Here is a 22,594-nt window from a genome sequence, read left to right as displayed (position 1 = left end):
ATGCCGAAAAAGCATGAAGAGATATTGATCAATGTCACGCCGCAAGAGACGCGTGTCGCTATCGTAGAGCAGGGTGTCGTGCAGGAATTGCACATTGAGCGCAATACTTCGCTTGGGCTGGTTGGTAACGTCTACCGTGGAACCGTTTGCCGTGTGCTTCCGGGTATGCAGTCTGCATTTGTAGATATCGGCTTGGCACGTGCCGCATTTTTGCATGTGGCAGATGTGCTTGAGTGTACAAAAACGGATCATGAGAAGCAGATTCAGGAAGTCTTGCGCGAAGGCCAGAGCGTGACCGTCCAAGTGATCAAAGAACCTATCGGTACTAAAGGTGCTCGATTGACGACACAATTAAGTATTGCAGGGCGTTTTCTTGTCTTTTTGCCACAGCAATGTCATATCGGGGTCTCGCAGCGTATTGAAGACGAAGCAGAGCGTGAGTATTTGAAAGAGCGATTGATCAGCTTGCTGCCTGAAAACCATGAAGGTGGTTATATCATTCGCACTATGTCTGAGACAGCGACGGATGAAGAGTTGTTGTCTGATATCGAATATGTGCAAAAAGTATGGAGTAACGTACAGGTTTCCAGCAAGACAGCGGCAGCGCGTTCGCTGGTATTTCAAGACCTCAACCTGCCAATGCGTATCTTGCGCGACATCGTCAATAAATCCACAGATCGTATCTTGGTAGATTCGCGCGAAACCTATGAAGGCCTGCTTGAGTTCTCTGAGCATTACGCAGAGTGCGCGGTCAAGCGGCTTGAGCATTATCAAGGTAATCGCCCCTTATTTGATACACACCATGTGGAACAGGAGATCGCAAAGGCGATGTCGCGTAAGGTGGAGTTGAAATGTGGTGGTTACCTTATTATCGACCAGACAGAAGCATTGACCACCGTTGATGTAAATACGGGTGGTTTCGTCAACGGGCGAAATCTTGCTGATACCATTTTCAAAACCAATCTCGAGGCCTGCCAATGTATTGCGCGACAACTCAGGTTACGTAACCTTGGTGGCATCATCATCATCGATTTTATCGATATGGAAGATGATGAGCAGCGCATGACCGTGTTGAATGAACTGAAGCGTGTAATGGCGAATGACCGTGCACGCATTGGCATCAACGGTTTTTCAGCGTTAGGGCTGGTGGAGATGACACGCAAGCGTACGCGTGAAAGCCTCTCCCATATACTTTCTGAGTCCTGCCCATGCTGTAAAGGCACAGGGGCTTTGAAGACAGCGCAAACCGTCTGTTATGAAATCTTGCGTGAATTACTTCGTCATTCGAAGCAATTCAGTGCGCGTGAGTATCGCGTGCTTGCTTCTCAAAAGGTGATTGATCTACTCATGGATGAAGAGGCGCAAAGCCTTGCCAATCTATCCGACTTTATCGGTAAACCGATCTCTCTAAAAGCCGAGACTCAGTATCCTCAAGAGTTATTCGATATCGTGCTCATGTAGCTGTTCTGGGTATTAATAGAGTCTGGAGAAGTAAATTTCCAAAGGCGATATAAATACCAGCAACAATAGCTGAGCAACGATGAATACGATGATAGGAGTGAGATCGAAGCCACCAGCCAATGGAATACGTTTGCGTAGCGGTTTAAGTAATGGCCTCGTCAATGCATCCAGTACTGGTGCTACCGGTGAGTAAGGATTTACCCAGCTCAGAATGGCTTGCAGGATGGTGGCATAGAGGAAGATGTAGATGCTCAGTTTTAACACCTCCACTAACGCCAATCCAAATATTGCTACCCAAATCAAATTGCCCGCGAGCATCAGTGGGAAGTCGCCCAGCCATAATAATCCTAGTTTAATCAACAACTCTGCGGCATAAGCCAATAACAGAGTCGAAAGATCAAAGCCGCGCCAGCTTGGGATAAAACGTCTTGTAGGAATAACGATGAAATTGGTGAGCGCTACTACAAGTTGCGATACTGGATTCTGAAAAGGAGCATTGGTGAGTTGCAGATAGAAGCGCAGCAATGCGGTCAGTGCGAATAATCCCAAGATGGTTTGTAGTAGAAATTGTAATGCCGTCGTGATCATCTTTTATCCTGAATATACTTGAAACTAATCTTTGCCTAGCTGATCGCCCAGCGCTTCTGATTTATTCGCAGCGGCTTTCGCCGCTTTAATAATGGTGGATTTTACTGCTGCTGATTCTAATGCAAGAATCGCCTGTTCGGTTGTGCCACCTTTTGAGGTGACTTGAGCACGCAATGCTGAGGGACTATCGCTGCTTAATGTTGCAAGCTGGCTCGCGCCTGTGAATGTCGTCAAGCTCAAGGTTCTCGCTTCTTCTTCGCTTAATCCTAGCTCGACCGCCGCTTGCTGCATGGCTTCGATAAAATAGAAGATGTAAGCAGGGCCGCTACCGGAGATCGCGGTGACAGCGTCCATCTTCGATTCTTCATCCAGCCACAATGTTTTGCCAACGGCAGCCAAGATCATCTCAGCTTGTTCATGTTGTTTTGAGGTCACTTCTGGCATCGCATAAAGTGCTGAAATGCCTAACTGGATCTGTGCGGGGGTGTTGGGCATTACACGCACGATCTTTGCATAGCCGCCTAACCAGCGAGCAAGATCATGGCTACGTATGCCGGCCGCAATCGAAATGACCAACTGGTGCTGTAGCATGCTGCCGAGAAAAATCGCCAAGTCTCTTAACTGCTGCGGTTTGACCGCTAGCACGATGACATCCGCGTTGCTGATGCTGGGTAGCTGCTCTGTAGTTGTGATACCGAATTCAGCTTTTAATTGCGCACGTTTTTCCGAATCAGGGTCGATGACATTGATCGACTCCATGGCAAAGCCATTCGCTTTTAGTCCGCTGATCATGGCGCGTGCCATGTTGCCGCCGCCGATAAAGCTAATATTCATTTGAGGCTATCCAGTATGTTCAGTTATTTGGTATTGATTTTAAACTATGATGGGTTCGCTATCCGGTTTAATGCGGGCACCGAATATCGCAGAACCCACACGGACGATAGTGGCACCTTCAGTAATCGCGACTTCATAATCATCCGACATGCCCATGGAGAGCGTATCAAGTGCATAGCCTTTTGCAATCAGCATATCTCTGCATTCACGCAGCATTCTAAACTGCTTTTGTTGCAACGCCACGGAATCTGTAGGTGCCGGTATCGTCATCAAGCCTCGCAATCTTAGATTTGGCATCTTGCTGATAGCCGCAGCTAATGGCTCTGTTTCTTCTGGTGCCACGCCGCCTTTACTTGCTTCATCGCTGATATTTACTTGAATGCATATCTGCAAAGGTGCCATATGGGCAGGGCGTGCGGCATTAAGCCGCTCGGCGATCTTGAGTCTATCTACACCATGCACCCAATCAAAGTGCTGTGCGATCAGTTGTGTCTTGTTGCTTTGTATAGGGCCGATAAAGTGCCATTCGATATCAAGGTCTGAGAGTGCAACCTGCTTCTCTAATGCCTCTTGCAGGTAGTTCTCGCCAAAAGCTTGCTGCCCCGCTGTGAATGCTTCGCGTAGTGCTTTTTCAGGTTGTGCTTTACTCACGGCTAAAAGCATTACGGAATCTGCATTTCTTCCTATATTATTGCTTGCTGCAATAATCCTAGTGCGCACTGCTTGCAAGCGCTCTGCAATTGTTGTCATAATCACTTCATTAGCTATCGTAAAAATTTACTTAAAAATTATATCAGGAGCGCTCTGTGGATATTTCAGATTTACTGGCATTTTCGGTCAAAAATAAAGCATCTGACTTGCATCTGTCAGCAGGGTTGCCTCCAATGATCCGTGTGCATGGGGATATACGTAAGATTAACTTGCCATCGATGGATCATAGCCAAGTGCATGACATGGTGTATGACATCATGAATGATGGCCAGCGCAAGGTATATGAAGAGACGCTTGAGTGTGACTTCTCATTTGAGATTCCTAATCTAGCCCGTTTCCGTGTGAATGCTTTTAACCAGAATCGAGGTTCTGGTGCTGTCTTCCGGACGATTCCATCCAAGATTCTTTCCATGGAGCAGCTTGGCTGCCCACCCATTTTTAAAGATATTGCCCAAAATCCACGCGGTATCGTGCTAGTGACTGGGCCTACTGGGTCAGGTAAATCAACCACGCTCGCTGCGATGGTTGACTATGTTAACGAAAATGAGATGGGGCATATTCTCACTGTTGAAGACCCGATCGAATTTGTTCATACCTCCAAGAAATGCCTGATTAACCAGCGTGAAGTTGGCCCACATACACTCTCATTCAATAACGCGCTACGTTCTGCATTGCGTGAAGATCCTGATGTGATTCTGGTTGGTGAAATGCGGGATCTTGAAACGATTCGTTTGGCATTGAGTGCTGCCGAAACAGGGCACTTGGTATTCGGTACCTTGCATACCAGTTCAGCAGCTAAGACGATTGACCGTATCGTGGACGTATTTCCGGCTGCTGAAAAAGAAATGGTGCGGTCCATGCTTTCTGAGTCGTTGCGTGCGGTTATTTCACAGACGCTCTGTAAAACCAAAGATGAACAAGGCCGAGTGGCTGCCCATGAGATCATGATTGGTACGCCTGCGATTCGTAATCTGATTCGCGAAAACAAGATCGCCCAGATGTATTCTGCGATTCAAACTGGCCAAAATGTGGGGATGCAGACCTTGGATCAGAATTTGCAGGATCTAGTCCGTCGTAACATCATCTCTATTGGTGAAGCGCGCGCAAAAGCATCGAATAAAGAAACTTTTGGCGGATAGTCATCGCTCCTCACTTCAAATTAATTAAAAATAGATAAAAACTCAGGGTTAAATCATGGATCAAGGTCAGGCAGAGAAATTCGTTTTTGATTTATTACGCATGATGATAGGGAAAAACGCTTCCGACTTGTTCATCACGGCTGGTTTCCCCCCTGCGATGAAGATCGATGGCAAGATGACGCCAGTTACTAGCCAAGCGCTCACTGCCCAGCATGCGCGTGAGATCGCGCGTGCCATCATGAATGATAAACAGGCGTCTGAGTTCGATGCCACACGGGAATGTAACTTTGCTATCAGCATTCCAAGCGTTGCCCGCTTCCGGGTCAATGCTTTTGTGCAGCGCGGCTCTACAGGTCTTGTTTTCCGTACCATCACAACCAAGATCCCTAAGTTTGAAGAATTGAACCTGCCTGAAGTATTACGCGATGTGGCGATGACCAAGCGTGGCTTAGTGATTCTGGTCGGCGGTACAGGCTCTGGTAAATCAACCTCTTTGGCTGCGATGATCGGCTACCGTAACGAAAATAGTTACGGTCACATTATTACTATTGAAGACCCTGTTGAATTTGTACATGAACATAAGAACTGTATCGTGACGCAGCGTGAAGTCGGCGTAGATACTGATAACTGGTTTGCGGCACTTAAAAACACATTGCGCCAAGCACCGGATGTGATTTTGATCGGTGAGATACGAGATCGCGAAACGATGGACTATGCGATTGCTTTTGCTGAAACAGGGCACTTATGCATGGCAACTTTGCATGCCAATAGTACCAATCAGGCACTGGATCGTATTATCAACTTCTTCCCCGAAGAGCGCCGCCATCAGTTGTTGATGGATTTATCGCTGAACGTGAAGGCATTCATCTCCCAGCGCTTGATTCCAAAAGTCGATGGCGTCGGTCGTGCTGCTGCGGTGGAGATCATGCTGAATTCACCATTAATCTCTGATCTCATCTTCAAGGGGGATGTGCATGAGATCAAGGAAATCATGTCTAAATCGAGAGAGCTAGGGATGCAGACTTTTGACCAAGCTTTGTTTGAGTTACATGAAACAGGACAGATCAGTTACGAAGATGCATTGCGCAATGCGGACTCAGTCAATGATGTACGTCTCAAGATTAAGCTTGAAGGGCACGGTGCACAAGATAAAGATCTGGCAGCAGGCTTGGGTGGGCTGGGGATTGTGTAAAGCTTAAGCGCTGCGGGAGCCTAGCATGATGACCGCCATGCCTGTCAGGCAGAATGCAACACCGATATAGTCTGTGAGGTTGGGTTTGACCGAATCAACCGCCCAAAGCCAGCCTAGTGCAACCGTAATATACACTCCGCCATACGCTGCATACACACGACCACTGGCTTGAGGATGTAATGTAAGCAGCCATGCAAAAATCGCCAGACTAATGGCTGCCGGAATCAATAGCCAGATTGGCTTATTCTCTCTCAGCCAAAGGTAAGGTAAGTAGCAGCCGATAATCTCGGCCAATGCGGTGCCGACGAATAAGATGAGTGTTTTGAGCAGATCCATGGTTTATGCTTGATGTACCAAGTGACCGTTGACGAGCGTGTAACGTACCTTGCCAGCTAGCTCTAATCCTAGGAAAGGGCTGTTCTTGCCTTGGCTGATGAGTGCTGCGGGCTCTATTTTCCAGTAATGTTCCGGGTCGAAGATGCAAATATCTGCGTCAGCATTCAAGCTGAGATGCCCGGCATCAATCCCTAGTATCTTTGCGGGTGCGCTGGTGATACGGGTGAGCGCATCGATTAATGGCACTTTATTTTCGCTTGCCCATTTTAGGGTGAGGGGCAACATCAGCTCAAGCCCTGTCGCGCCTGCTTCGGACTCTCCAAAAGGCAGTAACTTCGCATCATCATCAACTGGTGTATGGTCGGAGCATGCAGCGTCTATGCTGCCATCACGCAGTCCGGCAATTAGGGCATCTTTATCACGTTGGCTGCGGAGGGGTGGTTTAAGGTGAAAGTTTGCATCGAAAAAGCCAATATCATGTTCGGTCAAGTGCAGGTGGTTGGTACTGATATCGCAAGTGATCGCCAAGCCCTGTTGCTTCGCATCACGTACCATATCGACGCCTTCAGCGGTAGATAAGCGGCATAAATGTACTTTTGCGCCAGTATCTTTTGCTAACCTCAAGATGGTTGCAATCGCTAGGGTTTCTGCTGTTGCAGGTATGCCTTTCAATCCCAAGCGGGCAGATACTTCACCATCATGTGCCAAGCCGCCTTTAGCCAAATAATGCTCTTCTGGACGTAACCAGACGGTGAATCCGAAGGTGGCTGCATATTGCATGGCGCGCCATAGCACTTGTGTATCGGTAATGGCGATGTCTGCTTGTGAGAAGCCAACGCAGCCTGCCTCGGTCAATTCGCTCATTTCAGTCAATTGGCTACCAGCAAGCTGGCGCGTGAGTGCACCCAGCGGATAGACATGGGTCAGGTTGAGCTGCTTCGCACGATGTTTCAGCATCTCTACCAAGCCCGGCTCATCCAGAACAGGGTCTGTATCTGGTGGGCAGGCTAAGCTAGTGATGCCACCTGCTGTCGCCGCACGCATCTCGCTTTCGAGTGTGGCTTTATATTCAAAGCCTGGCTCTCGCAAGCGAGCTGACAGGTCAACCAAGCCCGGACAGACGATCAGGCCAGCAGCATCGATGATCTTGTTTGGAATGAATCCTTCTGGTAATTCGTCGCCTATCCCTACGATCTTGCCCGCAGCGATATAAACATCTTTTATCGCATCTATGCCGTTGATCGGGTCTATCAAACGCCCATTCTTGATTAGTTTTTTCATTAGCTATTTCCCGCCAAGATGCTCATCACGGCCATGCGCACCGCAATACCATAGGTGACTTGCGGCAAGATGACCGATTGGCTGCCATCTGCGACAGCGGAGTCTATCTCTACACCACGATTCATTGGGCCGGGGTGCATGACAATGGCATCCGGTTTTGCGTAAGCGAGTTTTTCCTGCGTCAGGCCAAAACATTTGAAGTATTCCTGAGCGCTTGGCAGCAGGGCACCGTTCATCCGCTCGTTCTGTAAGCGTAACATCATGATGACATCAACATCTTTCAGGCCTTCTTTCATATCGTGATAGACATGAACGCCCAGTTTTTCAACATGCGCGGGTAGTAAAGTTTTGGGAGCAATCACGCGGACTTCTGGCACGCCTAGCGTGGTAAGTGCGTGAATCTCAGATCTGGCGACACGGGAGTGCAACACATCACCAATGATGGCAACGCGTAGATTATGCATGTCTGGCTTGTAACGGCGTACTGTAAAGACATCCAGTAAACCTTGTGTGGGATGTGCGTGCCGACCATCACCTGCATTGATGACGTGAATGTGTGGTTCTACATGTTGGGCGATGAAGTGTGCCGCGCCTGACTGGGCATGGCGGATAACGAACATGTCTGCATGCATGGCGGTCAGGTTATCAATGGTATCCATAATCGTCTCACCCTTGGCTTGCGAAGAGGTGTTGACGTTGAGGTTGATGACGTCAGCTGACAGGCGTTTGGCGGCGATCTCGAACGTCGTGCGGGTGCGCGTACTGTTTTCAAAGAATATATTACAGACGGTCTTGCCTCGCAGCAGAGGTACTTTTTTTACTTCCCGTTCTGCTACACCGACAAAAGATTCCGCTGTATCCAGTATCTGGTTAAGGATATTTCTTGGCAGCCCGTCTATCGTTAATAGATGTTTGAGTTTGCCGTCACTTGTCAGTTGTGGATTACGCATTAAACGCTTTCTTCCAGTTGCAGATAAAAACTACCATCTTCCTTGCGTAGCAGTTGTAGGTTCGAATTTATTGGCAGGTCGATCTCGTAGGTGCTGATCTGGGGTGCGATAGGTAACTCCCGACCGCCGCGATTGACTAGCACTGCTAGGCTGATGCTTGCCGGCCTGCCGTAATCGAATAGCTCATTCATCGCCGCGCGTATAGTGCGGCCTGTGTAGAAGACATCATCGACCAGAATGATGTGCCGATCTTTTACATCAAAGTTGATCTGCGAAGGCTTGGGTTCAGTGTGTAATCCACGTTGTTGAAAATCATCCCGGTAGAACGAGACATCCAGTACGCCATGCGGGATATCTGCACCTAGTATTGGCAGTAAACGGTCAAGTAGCCAAACACCACCGCTATGGATGCCGACGAGCGCTGTTTCTGGTTTGATGAGTGGTTTGAGCTGGATTGCCAAGTCGCTCAAAAGTGCTTCTGCATTCGGCAAGTTGGGCTTCATGACAAAGCTCCTGATAATGGATTGTGGCTAGCGACGATATCAAAATATGATTGCAATATATGTTGTGCAGCGACTTGGTCTATCAATGGTTTTTGTTTGCGTCCGCCAATGCCGACTTCTTTAAGTGATTGGCTCGCTTCAGCGGAGCTTAATCGTTCATCTATCATGACAACGGGTAGATCAAAGCGGCCATCCAGTCTGCGCGCGAATTTCTTACACAGCATGGTAGTCGCATGTTCTTCCCCATCCATAGAGAGTGGTAAACCAACGATCAGCACGCTAGGTGTCCATTCGGCAATCAACTTGCTGATGAGCTCGAAGCGTTCATTATTGCCTTCAGTATCTATTGTGGTGAGCGGGTGTGCGATGCCGAGCAGATGCTCACCTATAGCAATACCGATTCTTTTTTCACCAAAATCAAAGGCTAAGGCAGTACCTTGCGCGGTAAGCGCTAATTGCTTGGATGGATCGTTATTGATTGTTTTGAGCAGTGTGGCATCGATAGAGGGCTGAGGTTTTATGCTGACCATATCAAGCATGTCCAGCCTCTTCAGAAAGGCTGGCAAAATCAAGCCCCAACAGACCCATTGCAGCAGTCAGTTTTTCTGCGCTTGGCAGGTCGAATATGACGGAGTCTTCTGCTTGTACTGACAGCCAGGCGTTTGCTGCCATCTCTTTTTCTATTTGGCCTGCTGCCCACCCAGCATAGCCCAAAGTGATCAATATCTTCTCTGGGCCGCTGCCATTTGCCACTGCCTCCAAAATATCTTTTGAGGTGGTCAGTGCGATGTCCCCAGCGATGGCAATCGTCGACTGCCATTCACCAGCAGGTTGATGCAACACAAAGCCGCGATCTATCTGCACAGGGCCGCCAAAATGAACTGGCTGGTTGGCGATAGGGTTATCATTCAGCTTAAGATTGATTTGCCCGAATAGGGCATCATGCGTCATTTCGATGGGGCGATTGATGACAATCCCCATGGCGCCATCTGCGTTATGCTCGCAGATATAGGTAACTGATTTTGCGAAATATGGGTCAGTCATTGCGGGCATCGCAATCAAAAAATGACCAGTAAAGTTTACATTTTCCACGGCGCGTATTATCTCATAAAAATCATTAGGATAGACAATATTCTTAAGTAGAGTTTAGGGTGCTTCGAGATATCCTGTCACTTCTAGACCGAAGCCGACCATGCTTGGCATCTTTCTCGGCGTTGCCAGCAGTTTCATTTTGCGTACACCGAGGTCGAGCAATATCTGCGAGCCGATGCCATAATTACGTAAATCCTGTTTAGGCCTGATCGGTTCATCCGCCTGTTGTATGCGATTTACCAAGCCTGCGCCGTCTTCCTCTCCGCGTAATAGAATGATCACACCACACTCGGATTTTTGTATGGTTTCCATGGCTTTTAAGGCATTCCATGAATGAGAACGGCTGGAGCTGTCCAGTAAGTCAAACACGGAAAGTGGTTCATGCACACGCACAAGCACCTCTACATCTGGAGTTGGGGTACCCTTCACTAAGGCAAGATGTGTCTCGTTGGCGATGATGTCACTGTAAGCGATCAGGCGCATCTTGCCATATGGGGTTGCGATAGTGCGTTCGGCTGTACGTTTTACTAAGCATTCTGTCTCGTTGCGATAGCGAATCAGGTCAGCGATTGTACCGATCTTGATTTCATGTTGTTTTGCGAATTCCATGAGATCTGGCAAGCGTGCCATGCTACCGTCATCTTTTAATATCTCACATATGACCGATGCAGGTTCGAAGCCAGCGAGTGCCGCAAGGTCGCAACCTGCTTCTGTATGGCCGGCACGTACAAGTACACCGCCATTTTCTGCGGTGAGCGGAAATATATGCCCGGGGCTCACAATGTCTTTCGCGCTAGCATTTTTGGCGACAGCGGCTTGAATGGTACGCGCTCGGTCACCCGCTGATATACCTGTCGTCACACCTTCTGCGGCTTCTATCGAAACAGTGAATGCAGTGCCAAGTGGCGCGCCGTTCTTCTGCACCATCTGTGGCAGGTCAAGCTGTTCACAACGTGCTTCCGATAGCGTCAGGCAAATCAGTCCACGCCCGTGCTTTGCCATGAAATTGATATGTTCTGGCGTAGCGAATTGAGCAGCGAGCACGAGGTCGCCTTCATTTTCCCTGTCCTCTTCATCTACTAGGATCACCATGCGGCCTTGGCGTATTTCTTCGATGATTTCCTGTGTCGGACGTATTGACTCGTACATCAGGCGCTATCTCCTTCGTTATTCCATTGCGTCATGCGATCCACGTAGCGGGCGATAAGGTCAACTTCAAGGTTGACACGACTGCCAACACCAAGGCTTTTTAATGAGGTCACAGACAATGTATGCGGGATGAGGTTTACGCTAAAGCTATCTTTATCCACGGTGTTGACTGTGAGGCTTACCCCATCGATGGTAATTGAACCTTTGATCGCAACGTAGCGAGATAGCGCATGTGGTGCACGTACCGCCAACAGGATGCAATCGCCAACAGGTTCAAAGCGGACAATCTGGCCAACGCCATCGACATGACCGCTGACGATATGGCCGCCTAACCTGTCAGAGAACCTCAATGCTTTTTCAAGGTTGACTGCGCGCGGAGTATCCAGCCCAACGGTGCAAGAGAGCGTCTCTTTAGACACATGCGCTTCAAAGTGTTTTTCAGCTAAGCTGATGGCTGTCAGGCATACGCCATTGACACAAATGCTATCGCCAATAGCGACATCTGACATATCAAGCGTGCCGCAATCCACTCGCAGGCGTAGATCTTCAGCTAAGGGGGTGATTTCAGTGATTTGGCCTAGGGCCTGAACGATGCCAGTAAACATGTGCTTATTTTAACATTCTTCATGCTTTAATTCTTTGAAAAAACAACACACATCTCTACAAGGCACCATCAGAAAACTGGCCTGAGTTTTGCTGTAGATAGATTGCATCGCCAGAAAACAATAGTCAACCAACGGTATTGCTGGGAATCTCAACAATATCTTGGTGAATAATGAATGACTTATCAGCGATGTTGTCAGTTTTTCAACATTAATTAAAGATTTATTCTATCAGGGGTGTTATGGTTAATTTCAAGGGGATGACCGCAACAATTAAACCATTGTTGGCGGGAAGCGTTCTACTCGGGATGTCTGTTTTAAGTCAGTCTGCATTTGCTGATACTACTGCTACAGTCGGTGGTTTTGCATATACAAGCCCACTTACAACGACAATTTCTTCAACCAGTCCAAGCGTGACAGAGTTTGTATATGCCGGTGGTTTTGCAGGTACGACATCATCAAGCGCTTTTATCGCATATTGCGTGGATATCGCGCAATATCTGGCGCCATGGGGTAGCTCGCAAACTTATACTGATGGCAACTTGACGAGTGCATTTGGTAGCACGAAAGCCACTGACCTCAGTGTGTTGGGTGACAAGTATTACGCTTTGGTTTCAGATGCGACTACATCAGCTGCTTTCCAGATCGCAACATGGGAGATCATGTTCGAAGGCTCAGGTGCTTATAACCTAGGCTCTGGTAGCTTTGCTGCAACTGGCGGTACTGCGAATTCTGCAGCATTGACGCTTGCACAGTCTTGGCTGACTGGCCTGAGTGATTCTGGCGTGGCATATACTGGCAGCTACAATATCCAGTACATCACTTCAGCTAGCTATCAGGATCTGGTGATATTCACTGCAGCCGTACCAGAACCAGAAACCTATGGCATGGTATTGCTTGGTTTAGGGCTGGTAGGCTTTATGGCGCGTCGTCGTAAATCAGCTTAAAGCATTAGCATGAGATAAAAAGCCTGTTCGGGCAACCGGATGGGCTTTTTATTTTCATCTCCCAAGATGCGCTTTATTGCTTGAATTCAAGCTAGAATGCCGCATGAATTTACCATATGAATTATTCGTTGGCCTGCGTTATACCCGCGCCAAACGCCGCAATCATTTTATCTCTTTTATCTCATTAACCAGCATGGTGGGCATCGGCCTAGGCGTTGCTGCGTTGATTATCGTTTTATCTGTGATGAATGGTTTTCAGGAAGAGTTGCGCGCGCGTATATTGGGCGTGGCTTCGCACATGCAAATCACGGGTGCTAGCAATGTATTGCAAGATTGGCCTAGTGTCGTTAAATCTGTAAAAGATGCCCCACACGTAGAAGCTGCGGCACCTTATATCATGGCGCAAGGCATGTTGTCTTATGGACAGTCCGTGCAAGGGGCATTAGTCCGCGGGATATTGCCTGCTGATGAAGATAAAGTGGCTGAGCTAGGTGCTAATATGCGTGCCGGTAAGCTGAGTGATTTGCGTGCGGGGGAGTTTGGTATTGTGCTTGGTGCCGAGTTGGCTCAATCTCTAGGCGTTATTCTGGGCGACAAAGTCGTGTTGATGGCACCGCAAGGGCAATTCACACCTACCGGTGTCGTACCACGCATCAAGCAGTTTACTGTGGTGGGCTTATTCCAGATCGGCATGTATGAATATGATGCGGGGCTTGCGCTTATCCATATGTCCGATGCCGCGAAGTTATATCGTATGGATACCGATGTCTCTGGCGTAAGGCTGAAGCTGGATGATCTATTCAAGGCACCCGAAGTGTCTCAGCAGATCGCCAACCAGCTATCTTCTCAGGGCAACTTCTATGTGACAGACTGGACGCAACAGCATGCCAATTTTTTTCGTGCGATACAGATGGAAAAGCGCGTTATGTTCATCATCTTGGCGCTTATCGTTGCCGTTGCAGCTTTCAATATCGTCTCAACACTTGTCATGGCGGTCACGGATAAGCGGGCAGATATCGCCATCATGCGCACATTCGGCGCAAGTCCACGCAGCATCATGCAGATATTCATCGTACAAGGCGCTTTGATCGGTGTGATCGGTACCGTGATCGGCTCTGTACTTGGAGCCATCATCGCGCTTAATATCGAGACCATCGTACCTTTTATCGAGCGCGTGATTGGTATTCAGTTTCTTGCAAAAGATATCTACTACATTAGTGAGCTGCCATCGCATTTGTTGTGGTCGGATGTCTTCGTAATCACAGGCATGTCATTTATCTTAAGTCTATTGGCAACGCTCTATCCGAGCTGGCGCGCCGCGAAGATCAATCCGGCCGAGGCATTGCGCTATGAGTAATCAATCTATTATTGCTTGTAAAAATCTGCAGAAAACCTATGCGGGGCTTGAAGTTGCAGTATTAAACGGTATCGATTTACAGGTGAACCATGGCGAGCAAGTCGTTATTGTCGGTACTTCAGGCTCTGGCAAAAGCACATTGCTGCATCTGCTCGGCGGTCTTGATGCACCAAGTGGTGGTGAGGTCAGTGTGCTTGGCGCTCCGTTGGCCACCTTAAGTGAAGCAAAACGTGGCGAGTTGCGTAATCAATCATTAGGTTTTGTGTATCAGTTCCACCATCTGTTGCCAGAATTCACGGCAATAGAGAATGTCGCCATGCCTTTGATGATTCGCCGATTGCCACGTAAACAGGCGCTCGAGCAAGCCGCAGTTACGCTTGAGAAAGTCGGTTTGAAGCACAGGCTTGAGCATATGCCCGGTGAACTTTCTGGCGGTGAGCGTCAACGTGCTGCTGTCGCTCGTGCTTTGGTAACCAACCCACAGTGTATTCTTGCTGATGAGCCAACAGGAAATCTTGATCGGCATACGGCACATCATGTTTTTGATCTTTTGCTTGAGCTTAATCAGGCGCAAGGTGTTAGTCTGATCGTCGTGACCCATGATCTTGAGTTAGCCGCCAAAATGAAGCGTCAGTATCGATTGCAGGATGGCCTGCTGGTCAATGGCGTATCTTAGAAACTGATCTTACCTACTCTATTTATTAAGATCTGATAGCGTGATGACCCTCTTCGCCCTCACTTTTGTTTTCGGTGTCTGGGTGTTACAACAGCAGGCTGTACTTCCTAGCCCTTTCTGGTCGTTTGCATTACTTCCATTGGCCTTGCTTTTATTCGTCTTACGGGGCGTTGGATCGCCTGCTGGGTGGCTATCTCGACGAATATTGATGGTAGTTCTAGCGATGGCGGCAGGTTTTTTCTGGGCTACCGGGGTCGCGCAATATCGCTTATCTGACACATTGCCGCATGACTTGGAAGGTAAGGATATCCAAGTCATCGGGGTCGTCGCTGGCATGCCACAATTACAGGATGGCGGCGCGCGGTTCGAGTTTGATGTTGAGCAAGTCCTGACCGCTGACGCTGTCGTGCCAACGCATATCTCATTGGCGCAACGCGATAATACATTTTTTGGTAACAAGTCTGAGGCGTTGCTAGCAACGGTCCAACCCTTTCATGCAGGCGAGCGCTGGCAACTACATGTCAAGCTAACCCAGCCTCATGGAATACTGAATCCTTATGGATTCGATTTTGAATCATGGGCGTTAGAGCGAAATATTCGGGCGACTGGTTATATCAGGAAAAATGCTGATAACCGTTTAATCACAAATTTTGTGATGCGCCCGGGCTACATCGTCGAGGTTGCCCGTGAACGAATTCGTGAGCGTATGCGTCACGTGCTAGGTAATGCGCCATGCGCCGGGATACTACAAGCACTGGCTATTGGTGACGATAAAGCCATATCGACAGCAGATTGGCAGGTATTTCTGCGTACAGGGGTCAATCATCTTATTAGCATCTCTGGTCTGCATATCACCATGTTATCGGGCTTGGCGTTTACACTAGTATTGATGATCTGGCGCCGGGTCGAATGGCTCGTTTTGCGCGTGCCCGCCCGCAAAGCTGCCATCGTGGTCGGTGCCGTTGTTGCGATGCTTTATGCTTTGATCGCTGGATTTTCAGTGCCTACCCAACGCACGTTATATATGTTGTCAGTATTTGCGATCGCGTTGTGGAGTGGTCGTCATGTCTCCATTGCACGCGTACTTGCCTATGCGTTGTTGCTCGTGGTGTTCCTAGACCCCTGGGCTGTACTCGCACCGGGTTTCTGGTTGTCCTTTGGTGCGGTCGCCATCATCACCTATGCGCTCGGTGGGCGTTTACAGAGACCGCACTGGCTGCGCGAATCTATCTCGACGCAGTGGGCAGTCACGCTCGGCTTGATCCCTTTATTACTGGTGTTGTTTCAACAATTCTCGCTAATCTCGCCCGTGGCTAATGCTATTGCTATTCCGCTGGTGAGTCTGGTCGTTGTGCCGTTGACACTATTGGGTGCGCTTTCGCCATTTGATTGGGCATTGCATCTTGCGCATTGGGTCATGAATTGGGGTTTGGAGGGTTTAAGGTGGTTATCGGCCTTTCCATTGAGCACATGGCAGCAACATGCGCCGCCAGCATGGACACTACCTGTCGCTATACTCGGCATTCTCTGGATTTTGCTGCCGCGGGGGTTCCCAATGCGCTGGCTAGGGTTGGCAGGTTTGCTTCCAATGTTCCTGCTTATACCGCCTGTACCCGCTGTCGGAGCAATGCGTGTCACGGTGCTGGATGTCGGGCAGGGGCTGTCTGTTGTAGTCAAAACCGCCTCGCACGCTTTGCTTTATGATGCCGGGCCAAAATATTCAGCACAAAATGATAGCGGCAGCAGAATTGTTGTGCCCTACCTGCGGGCAACTGGCGTTTCATCTCTTGATGGATTCGTCATCAGTCACGACGATCTTGATCATAGCGGCGGAGCACCCTCTGTTCTGGCACAGGTGCCTGTTTCTTGGGTGCTAAGCTCATTGCCAGACACTTCTGATAAGTTAATCAACGTTAAGCATATCCGTTGTTTTGCCGGGCAGCGATGGGTTTGGGATGATGTACACTTTGAATTGATATCCCCTGAGTACACAAGCTATGGCGATGCTGCAGTGACCGATAACAATCGTAGTTGCGTACTACGTGTCAGCAGTCGTTTCGGCAGCATTCTGTTACCTGGTGACATTGAAAAGCAGGCTGAGGCCAATATGGTAAGCAATAACCCTGAGATTTTTGCTTCTGATGTCATCGTGGCGCCACATCATGGTAGTAAAACATCCTCTACTCAGGACTTTATCGCGGCTGTGCATCCATCTATTGTTGTATTTGCCATGGGGTATCGCAACCGTTTTGGACATCCCAATGTGCTGATTGCAAATCGATATGCTGAAATGAATGCACGCGCTTATCGGTCAGATGATGATGGCGCCATTACGCTGGATTTTGCCAGCGAGCGGGGGATTGCCATCACACGTTCTCGCGTGGCGGACAAAAGATATTGGCATGCCGATTAAACAATCGCATGCCGCGCTTGCTGAAAATAGCGCTGCGCGCTAAAGTAACGGCACTTTTTAGATATTCTTAGGAGCATCACTGTGTGGGAAATCATTCAAGCGGCTGGTTGGCCAATTTGGCCGCTAATCTTGGCTTCAGTCGTCGCGCTGGCGATTATCGGTGAGCGTCTATGGGCGTTGCGCGAAGATGTCGTTGCGCCAAAAAATCTATTACCAGAAATACAAAACAGCTTGAGCCAAGGGGGTATTCCTAAAGATGCTATCGAAAAGCTTCAACAACACTCTATGCTGGGCGAGATATTCGCCAGTGCTTTAGCCAATGCTGATGCACCACGTGAAGTCACTAAAGAAGCGATTGAAGAAACCGGCCGTTCAGTCGCGCACAAGCTAGAGAAGTACCTGACGACTCTCGGGACTATTTCCACAGTCAGCCCATTGCTGGGGTTGCTGGGTACAGTGATCGGGATGGTCGAGCTTTTCGGCGCATTCACTGCCACTGGTCACGATGTTGCACAATTCGCACGAGGCATCTCAGTGGCGCTCTACAATACCGCAGGCGGTATTGTCGTCGCAGTACCAGCGATGATCTTCTATCGTTATTTCCGCGGTAAGGTCGATGGCCTGATCGTTGAAATGGAACAGCAAGCTGTCAAGCTGGTTGAGATCCTCCACGGCGATCGTAAATAATCTAAAGGCATCATCATGAATTTTCAACGCGGTAAAAAGCATGAAGATCTAGAGATGAATCTGGTGCCGTTGATCGACGTGCTCTTGGTGATCATTATTTTCTTGGTCGTGAGTGCAACGTTTTCACGTGTCAGTGAATTGCAGATCAACTTGCCGACAGCGGAAGCAAACTCTCCTCAAGAAAAGCCATTAGTCATTACGGTCGATGTCGATGCATCTGGTCATTATGTAGTGAATAATGCTGCTGTCTCTGATCCTACTATCGCAGGCTTGGGCGTTGCCCTACGTCGTGCCGTAGGTGGTGGCAAGGAGCCAACCATCGTGATTAATGCGGATGCAAACAGTACCCATCAGTCGGTGGTGAATGTAATGGAAGCCTCCCGTCAGGAAGGCTATACCCATATTACTTTTGCTACACAGGTTAAATCTGGTTCTTAATCTCACTGAAATTATTTAGTTCAGTGCAATTATTTCATTGACCATCCAATCCCCAAAAAAACAAACACTAGTGCCTTTAATGCCTAGTGTTTGTTTTGTTTTAAGTTGATGTATGTCTAAAAAATCCGCCCAGTTACCTCCAGTCCCCTCTGATACAGCCAAGGTCTTGTATGCGCGGTTGCTCAAATACGCCGCAAAATATTGGCATGTATTCGCGATCAGCATCGTTTCACTTATCGTGCTCTCTGCAACGAATACGGGCTTTTTGGCGACGATTAAACTGGTGACGGATGAAGGTTTCGTTCGGCAAGATAGTGAGAAATTGAGTCTGTTGCCGTTAATGTTATTCGGCATGCTGGCCGTACGTGCGCTTGCCGGCTTCATCTCAGGGTTTGCTATGCGCTGGGTAGGGCGCCGTGTTGTAGAAGATTTACGGGTAGATGCTTTTGCTAGGCTCATGACCTTGCCTGTGAGCTTTTTTGACGCGCATTCCGCAGGGATCGTCACATCCAAGCTTACTTATGATACTGAGCAGATGTCCAAAGCTTCTACCAATGTTGCGGTTGCCGCGATCCGAGATTCACTGACCATTGTCGGTATGGTGGCTTATATGCTTTATCTTGATTGGCGCCTGACTTTGATTTTTGCCTTTATGGCACCGTTAATGGGCTTCTATTTGAATAAGATGACGCCAAAATTGCGCGCATCAGGTAAGTTCGTCCAAAAGTCTATGGGCGATATGACGCAGGTAGTGGAAGAAGCCGTTTCCGGTCAGCGTATGGTGAAGATATTCGGTGGTGCCGAGTATGAGCATGACCGGTTCTCCGATGTGGTCGGCAAGAATCGGCATATGCAGATCCGTCTGGCAAGAATATCCGGCATCAATAGTATGGTGATCGAGTTGCTGGCAGCAGTAGCTTTGGCGCTGGTCGTTTATTATGCGGTCGGCAAATTCACCGCCGGAGAGTTTGCCGCATTCATCGGTGCCTTATTGATGCTGATCTCACCTATTAAAAGCCTGACAGGATTAAATGAAGATATTCAGGTCGGCTTGGCCGCTGCGCATAGTGTATTTACCCTCATAGATACCGAACCAGAATTGGATCATGGGCAAAAGACAGTATCTCGAGCAAAAGGCGAGATCGAATTTCGATCAGTTGGCCTGCGTTATGAGAACGCTAAGCGCAATGCCCTTAGTGAACTCAGTTTTACGATACAACCAGGCGAAAAACTGGCATTGGTTGGACGCTCCGGCGGCGGCAAAACCACGCTAGTGAATCTATTGCCAAGATTCTACGAGCATCAAGAGGGTATGCTGTTGCTGGATGGTATTGATACACGTGACATGTCTTTAAAGAATCTGCGCCAGCAATTCGCCCTCGTGAGTCAGGATGTCATCCTATTTAATGACACAGTTTTTAATAATATCGCTTATGGCGTATTGCGCGGCGCTACTGAGGCGCAAGTGATTGCCGCAGCTAAAGCCGCCCATGCTTGGGAATTTATCCAGCAACTACCGAATGGCTTGCAAAGTGAGATCGGTGATCGTGGCGTTAGGTTATCCGGCGGCCAGCGGCAAAGATTAGCTATCGCACGTGCGATTCTTAAAGATGCGCCCATCTTATTGCTCGATGAAGCGACTTCAGCGCTGGATACGGAATCTGAATTGCATGTTCAAGCCGCGCTTGATGAATTGATGAAGAATCGTACGACCATCGTTATTGCGCATCGGCTCTCCACCATTGAGAATGCCGATCGTATTTTAGTGATGGAGCAAGGTACTATTGTTGAAAGCGGTAGCCATGCACAGCTTCTTGCTTCAAGCGGGCATTACGCTAAGCTGTATCACAAGCAGTTTCATTGAGGCATACAGCGTGAACACATGGTTCGCAGATTGCTTACAAAAACAGTGGTATCGCCGCACGTTCTGGCACCTCTTTCTTCTGCCTGTTTCATGGCTATTTAGGCTTTTATCTGCTTGTCGTCGTTTTTTATATCACACGCATATATTCAAATCTTCCAGATTGCCCGTGCCTGTTATCGTTGTCGGCAATATTACGGTTGGCGGCACTGGAAAAACGCCATTGGTGATATGGATGGCGAAACAATTGATACGCGCTGGATACCATCCTGCAGTCGTTAGCCGTGGGTATGGAGTATCTGCCAATGTCATATCGCCCGTCTATGAAGATAGCGTTGCGGCTATCGTGGGGGATGAGCCAGTATTGATGGCCCGTCATCTGGATTGTCCGGTTTGGGTCGGTCGTGATCGTGCGGCAGTCGCTCGTAAATTACTGCAAGTGCACCCAGATTGCGATGTCATCATTAGTGACGATGGATTGCAGCATTATGCTTTGCAGCGTGATATCGAAATCGTGGTGGTCGATGCCGCAAGGGGGTTCGGTAATGGGCTATTGTTGCCTGCGGGCCCCCTGCGTGAGTCTGAGGCTAGACTAAAATCGATTGATGCGATTGTTTATAATGGCGGCAGTGAAGCCAGTAATGCAATTAATATGCATCTACATACTGCCGATTTTCATCATCTGCTTGATACAAGCATTGCTAAATCTCAAGATTTTGCACAAAAACGTATCCATGCGATTGCCGGCATCGGCAACCCGTCAAGATTCTTCAATACATTGTCAATGATGGGCCTTCAATTTGAATCCCATGTTTTTCCTGACCACCATGCATTTCAGCCTGAAGATTTGCAAATTGAGCAGGCTGACGTAATACTAATGACCGAAAAAGATGCGGTGAAATGTCGTGCCTTTGCCAAGGATAACTGGTGGTACCTGCCAGTAGAAGCCGTTGTTGATGAATCGCTGATCCGTTTGGTCGTAGATAAATTAGGAAATAAAAATGGATAATAAGTTACTTAAAATACTTGTATGCCCTGTCACAAAAGGGCCTCTCATCTATAAAAAAGCAGAACAAGAGCTAGTGAGCAAATCTGCACGCCTTGCCTACCCAATTCGCGATGGTATCCCGGTGATGCTTGAAGAAGAGGCCCGTAAACTTGCTGATGATGAAGAGATTTGATTCATGAGTTTTAAGGTCGTCATTCCTGCACGTTATGCTAGCAGTCGTTTGCCAGCAAAACCGCTGTTAGATATAGCAGGCAAACCCATGGTGGTTCGCGTGGCGGAGCAGGCAATGGCAAGTGGCGCTGATATTGTCGTTGTTGCCACCGATAACGCTGAAATATTAGAGGTTGTTCAGCAGCATGGATTTAATGCCGTCATGACACGTGCAGACCATCCTTCCGGTACAGATAGAATTGCCGAAGTCGCAAAGCTGATGGGATGGGATGACGGCGCTATCGTCGTCAATGTTCAAGGTGATGAGCCGCTGATTGATCCGATACTCATCCAAGAGGTCGCCCTTAATCTTGCCCAACATGCAGGCGCCTCGATGGCCACGGCATGTCATCCTATTCATGACAAGGCTTCCATCCTGAATCCGAATGTTGTGAAAGTCGTGATCAATGCTGAGGGGCATGCCCTCTACTTCAGTCGGGCACCCATTCCATACCCCCGCGATGCTTTTGCTGCTGACCAAGATATCCCTGAAGATGTTGATGTTTATCGACACATTGGCATCTACGCCTACCGCGTTGGTTTTCTTGCCACTTATTCTCAACTCAAGCCCGCGATGATTGAAAAAGTTGAATCGCTCGAACAGTTAAGGGTGTTATGGCATGGCTACCATATCAGTGTCGCAATCACTGAGCATGCACCGGCAAGAGGGGTGGATACAGAGCATGATCTTGCGCAAGTTAGAAAATATTTTGCTGAAGCTCAGATTTAATTCAAATATTTTTTATAAATCGCAGCTTCTGTAACCCCTTTGATTTACTTGCGAGATTGCTAAAATCACGCCATATTTTCGCTCCAAAAAGCGACCAGCCTCTGTAAATATCCTCAAATCCTGATTGACAGTAATCTTCAAACCTTGCTATAGTCTCACTTCTCGGCGCAACGTATGTAACACACTGGTCGAAGCGGACGCGGGGTGGAGCAGTCTGGCAGCTCGTCGGGCTCATAACCCGAAGGTCACAGGTTCAAATCCTGTCCCCGCAACCAACTGCTGAAATACGTTGTAACGAAATCGCTCTTTAACAAACTGGACAATCGATAGGTGTGAGTGCTTATGGATTGGGTGAAATTGGCTTAGATGGACGAGCTGCCTGACTTTGGTTGGGATGTGCGAAATCTTTGATTTAAGTTGATACTCAA

At 48.4% G+C, this 22,594-nt stretch carries 24 protein-coding genes and 1 tRNA gene; 14 read left to right on the top strand and 11 right to left on the bottom strand.

The annotated features are described in order from the left end of the window. Positions 1-1,461, top strand: coding sequence for a ribonuclease G (gene rng, locus A7981_RS07745; RefSeq protein WP_067267816.1), 1,461 nt, complete (start codon positions 1-3; stop codon positions 1,459-1,461). Positions 1,462-1,473: 12 nt separating this feature from the next. Here the strand turns inward: rng and A7981_RS07740 are convergent, their stop codons facing one another. The 3 genes from A7981_RS07740 to A7981_RS07730 are packed head-to-tail and all read right to left on the bottom strand — an operon-like array spanning position 1,474 to position 3,633. Then, on the bottom strand, positions 1,474-2,049 hold the full coding sequence (locus A7981_RS07740; RefSeq protein WP_067266770.1) for a YggT family protein: 576 nt from the start codon (positions 2,047-2,049) through the stop codon (positions 1,474-1,476). A gap of 24 nt (positions 2,050-2,073) precedes the next feature. Further along, positions 2,074-2,883 (bottom strand): pyrroline-5-carboxylate reductase, encoded by an 810-nt coding sequence (proC, locus tag A7981_RS07735; protein ID WP_067266768.1) that lies wholly within the window; start codon positions 2,881-2,883, stop codon positions 2,074-2,076. 39 nt (positions 2,884-2,922) lie between these two features. After that, complete coding sequence (locus A7981_RS07730) at positions 2,923-3,633, bottom strand: YggS family pyridoxal phosphate-dependent enzyme (RefSeq protein ID WP_067266766.1); 711 nt, start codon at positions 3,631-3,633, stop codon at positions 2,923-2,925. A gap of 56 nt (positions 3,634-3,689) precedes the next feature. Between A7981_RS07730 and A7981_RS07725 the strand changes: the two genes are divergently transcribed. Both A7981_RS07725 and A7981_RS07720 read left to right on the top strand, forming a co-directional pair. Beyond that, on the top strand, positions 3,690-4,733 hold the full coding sequence (locus A7981_RS07725) for a type IV pilus twitching motility protein PilT (protein WP_067266764.1): 1,044 nt from the start codon (positions 3,690-3,692) through the stop codon (positions 4,731-4,733). A gap of 55 nt (positions 4,734-4,788) precedes the next feature. Beyond that, a complete protein-coding gene (locus tag A7981_RS07720) occupies positions 4,789-5,925 on the top strand; it encodes a PilT/PilU family type 4a pilus ATPase (protein ID WP_067266762.1) in 1,137 nt (378 codons plus the stop codon). 3 nt (positions 5,926-5,928) lie between these two features. Here the strand turns inward: A7981_RS07720 and A7981_RS07715 are convergent, their stop codons facing one another. The 8 genes from A7981_RS07715 to A7981_RS07680 are packed head-to-tail and all read right to left on the bottom strand — an operon-like array spanning position 5,929 to position 11,841. After that, positions 5,929-6,261 (bottom strand): YnfA family protein, encoded by a 333-nt coding sequence (locus tag A7981_RS07715; RefSeq protein ID WP_067266760.1) that lies wholly within the window; start codon positions 6,259-6,261, stop codon positions 5,929-5,931. Between the two features lie 3 nt (positions 6,262-6,264). Further along, positions 6,265-7,542, bottom strand: a complete 1,278-nt coding sequence (locus A7981_RS07710; RefSeq protein WP_067266758.1) for a dihydroorotase — start codon at positions 7,540-7,542, stop codon at positions 6,265-6,267. Continuing rightward, on the bottom strand, positions 7,542-8,492 hold the full coding sequence (locus A7981_RS07705) for an aspartate carbamoyltransferase catalytic subunit (protein WP_067266756.1): 951 nt from the start codon (positions 8,490-8,492) through the stop codon (positions 7,542-7,544). The genes A7981_RS07710 and A7981_RS07705 overlap by 1 nt, the downstream gene beginning before the upstream one ends. Beyond that, positions 8,492-8,995: a bifunctional pyr operon transcriptional regulator/uracil phosphoribosyltransferase PyrR gene (gene pyrR, locus A7981_RS07700; RefSeq protein ID WP_067266754.1), complete on the bottom strand. Its 504-nt coding sequence runs from the start codon at positions 8,993-8,995 to the stop codon at positions 8,492-8,494. Before pyrR ends, A7981_RS07705 begins: the two co-directional genes overlap by 1 nt. Then, positions 8,992-9,534 (bottom strand): Holliday junction resolvase RuvX, encoded by a 543-nt coding sequence (gene ruvX / locus A7981_RS07695; RefSeq protein ID WP_254258538.1) that lies wholly within the window; start codon positions 9,532-9,534, stop codon positions 8,992-8,994. Before ruvX ends, pyrR begins: the two co-directional genes overlap by 4 nt. Then, a complete protein-coding gene (locus A7981_RS07690) occupies positions 9,527-10,087 on the bottom strand; it encodes a YqgE/AlgH family protein (protein WP_067266752.1) in 561 nt (186 codons plus the stop codon). The genes ruvX and A7981_RS07690 overlap by 8 nt, the downstream gene beginning before the upstream one ends. Before the next feature lie 54 nt (positions 10,088-10,141). Continuing rightward, positions 10,142-11,236 (bottom strand): bifunctional 3,4-dihydroxy-2-butanone-4-phosphate synthase/GTP cyclohydrolase II, encoded by a 1,095-nt coding sequence (ribBA, locus tag A7981_RS07685; RefSeq protein ID WP_067266750.1) that lies wholly within the window; start codon positions 11,234-11,236, stop codon positions 10,142-10,144. Further along, positions 11,236-11,841: a riboflavin synthase gene (locus A7981_RS07680; protein WP_067266748.1), complete on the bottom strand. Its 606-nt coding sequence runs from the start codon at positions 11,839-11,841 to the stop codon at positions 11,236-11,238. The genes ribBA and A7981_RS07680 overlap by 1 nt, the downstream gene beginning before the upstream one ends. Before the next feature lie 239 nt (positions 11,842-12,080). Here A7981_RS07680 and A7981_RS12275 point away from each other — a divergent pair, with 239 nt between their 5' ends. From A7981_RS12275 to A7981_RS07625, 11 genes are all read left to right on the top strand, one after another. Then, complete coding sequence (locus A7981_RS12275) at positions 12,081-12,785, top strand: PEP-CTERM sorting domain-containing protein (protein ID WP_067266746.1); 705 nt, start codon at positions 12,081-12,083, stop codon at positions 12,783-12,785. A gap of 103 nt (positions 12,786-12,888) precedes the next feature. Further along, entirely contained in the window at positions 12,889-14,142 is a 1,254-nt protein-coding gene (locus A7981_RS07670) for a lipoprotein-releasing ABC transporter permease subunit (protein WP_067266743.1), read from the top strand. Further along, the gene (gene lolD / locus A7981_RS07665; RefSeq protein WP_067266741.1) at positions 14,135-14,818 is read left to right on the top strand and encodes a lipoprotein-releasing ABC transporter ATP-binding protein LolD; all 684 of its coding nucleotides are present in this window, start codon (positions 14,135-14,137) and stop codon (positions 14,816-14,818) included. The genes A7981_RS07670 and lolD overlap by 8 nt, the downstream gene beginning before the upstream one ends. Positions 14,819-14,861: 43 nt before the next feature. Further along, positions 14,862-17,231, top strand: coding sequence for a DNA internalization-related competence protein ComEC/Rec2 (locus tag A7981_RS07660; protein ID WP_174545156.1), 2,370 nt, complete (start codon positions 14,862-14,864; stop codon positions 17,229-17,231). A gap of 81 nt (positions 17,232-17,312) precedes the next feature. Continuing rightward, on the top strand, positions 17,313-17,918 hold the full coding sequence (locus tag A7981_RS07655) for a MotA/TolQ/ExbB proton channel family protein (RefSeq protein ID WP_067266737.1): 606 nt from the start codon (positions 17,313-17,315) through the stop codon (positions 17,916-17,918). A gap of 15 nt (positions 17,919-17,933) precedes the next feature. Next, on the top strand, positions 17,934-18,356 hold the full coding sequence (locus tag A7981_RS07650; RefSeq protein ID WP_067266735.1) for a biopolymer transporter ExbD: 423 nt from the start codon (positions 17,934-17,936) through the stop codon (positions 18,354-18,356). 112 nt (positions 18,357-18,468) lie between these two features. After that, a complete protein-coding gene (gene msbA, locus A7981_RS07645) occupies positions 18,469-20,220 on the top strand; it encodes a lipid A export permease/ATP-binding protein MsbA (RefSeq protein WP_067266733.1) in 1,752 nt (583 codons plus the stop codon). Positions 20,221-20,230: 10 nt separating this feature from the next. Then, on the top strand, positions 20,231-21,226 hold the full coding sequence (lpxK, locus tag A7981_RS07640) for a tetraacyldisaccharide 4'-kinase (RefSeq protein ID WP_067266730.1): 996 nt from the start codon (positions 20,231-20,233) through the stop codon (positions 21,224-21,226). Further along, positions 21,219-21,398: a Trm112 family protein gene (locus A7981_RS07635; RefSeq protein WP_067266727.1), complete on the top strand. Its 180-nt coding sequence runs from the start codon at positions 21,219-21,221 to the stop codon at positions 21,396-21,398. Before lpxK ends, A7981_RS07635 begins: the two co-directional genes overlap by 8 nt. Positions 21,399-21,401: 3 nt before the next feature. Then, complete coding sequence (gene kdsB, locus A7981_RS07630) at positions 21,402-22,166, top strand: 3-deoxy-manno-octulosonate cytidylyltransferase (RefSeq protein WP_067266724.1); 765 nt, start codon at positions 21,402-21,404, stop codon at positions 22,164-22,166. Positions 22,167-22,364: 198 nt separating this feature from the next. Continuing rightward, positions 22,365-22,441, top strand: a tRNA-Met gene (locus A7981_RS07625). Positions 22,442-22,594 lie beyond the last annotated feature (153 nt).

The sequence above is a fragment of the Methylovorus sp. MM2 genome (assembly GCF_001648895.1).
GTDB lineage: Bacteria > Pseudomonadota > Gammaproteobacteria > Burkholderiales > Methylophilaceae > MM1.
Note: the sequence above shows the minus strand (reverse complement) of the source record. Positions and strands in the feature narration are given on the sequence as shown.

Excerpts from the sequence above, each read along its gene's own strand:
- ribBA (WP_067266750.1), bottom strand. The coding sequence starts at position 11,236 with ATGTACGAGTCAATACGTCCGACACAGGAAATCATCGAAGAAATACGC.
- msbA (WP_067266733.1), top strand. The coding sequence starts at position 18,469 with ATGTCTAAAAAATCCGCCCAGTTACCTCCAGTCCCCTCTGATACAGCC.
- A7981_RS07680 (WP_067266748.1), bottom strand. The coding sequence starts at position 11,841 with ATGTTTACTGGCATCGTTCAGGCCCTAGGCCAAATCACTGAAATCACC.
- A7981_RS07670 (WP_067266743.1), top strand. The coding sequence starts at position 12,889 with ATGAATTTACCATATGAATTATTCGTTGGCCTGCGTTATACCCGCGCC.
- A7981_RS07635 (WP_067266727.1), top strand. The coding sequence starts at position 21,219 with ATGGATAATAAGTTACTTAAAATACTTGTATGCCCTGTCACAAAAGGG.
- A7981_RS07710 (WP_067266758.1), bottom strand. The coding sequence starts at position 7,542 with ATGAAAAAACTAATCAAGAATGGGCGTTTGATAGACCCGATCAACGGC.
- A7981_RS07715 (WP_067266760.1), bottom strand. The coding sequence starts at position 6,261 with ATGGATCTGCTCAAAACACTCATCTTATTCGTCGGCACCGCATTGGCC.
- A7981_RS12275 (WP_067266746.1), top strand. The coding sequence starts at position 12,081 with ATGGTTAATTTCAAGGGGATGACCGCAACAATTAAACCATTGTTGGCG.
- rng (WP_067267816.1), top strand. The coding sequence starts at position 1 with ATGCCGAAAAAGCATGAAGAGATATTGATCAATGTCACGCCGCAAGAG.
- lolD (WP_067266741.1), top strand. The coding sequence starts at position 14,135 with ATGAGTAATCAATCTATTATTGCTTGTAAAAATCTGCAGAAAACCTAT.
- A7981_RS07740 (WP_067266770.1), bottom strand. The coding sequence starts at position 2,049 with ATGATCACGACGGCATTACAATTTCTACTACAAACCATCTTGGGATTA.
- A7981_RS07720 (WP_067266762.1), top strand. The coding sequence starts at position 4,789 with ATGGATCAAGGTCAGGCAGAGAAATTCGTTTTTGATTTATTACGCATG.
- A7981_RS07660 (WP_174545156.1), top strand. The coding sequence starts at position 14,862 with ATGACCCTCTTCGCCCTCACTTTTGTTTTCGGTGTCTGGGTGTTACAA.
- A7981_RS07705 (WP_067266756.1), bottom strand. The coding sequence starts at position 8,492 with ATGCGTAATCCACAACTGACAAGTGACGGCAAACTCAAACATCTATTA.
- A7981_RS07730 (WP_067266766.1), bottom strand. The coding sequence starts at position 3,633 with ATGACAACAATTGCAGAGCGCTTGCAAGCAGTGCGCACTAGGATTATT.
- pyrR (WP_067266754.1), bottom strand. The coding sequence starts at position 8,995 with ATGAAGCCCAACTTGCCGAATGCAGAAGCACTTTTGAGCGACTTGGCA.
- kdsB (WP_067266724.1), top strand. The coding sequence starts at position 21,402 with ATGAGTTTTAAGGTCGTCATTCCTGCACGTTATGCTAGCAGTCGTTTG.
- A7981_RS07650 (WP_067266735.1), top strand. The coding sequence starts at position 17,934 with ATGAATTTTCAACGCGGTAAAAAGCATGAAGATCTAGAGATGAATCTG.
- ruvX (WP_254258538.1), bottom strand. The coding sequence starts at position 9,534 with ATGCTTGATATGGTCAGCATAAAACCTCAGCCCTCTATCGATGCCACA.
- proC (WP_067266768.1), bottom strand. The coding sequence starts at position 2,883 with ATGAATATTAGCTTTATCGGCGGCGGCAACATGGCACGCGCCATGATC.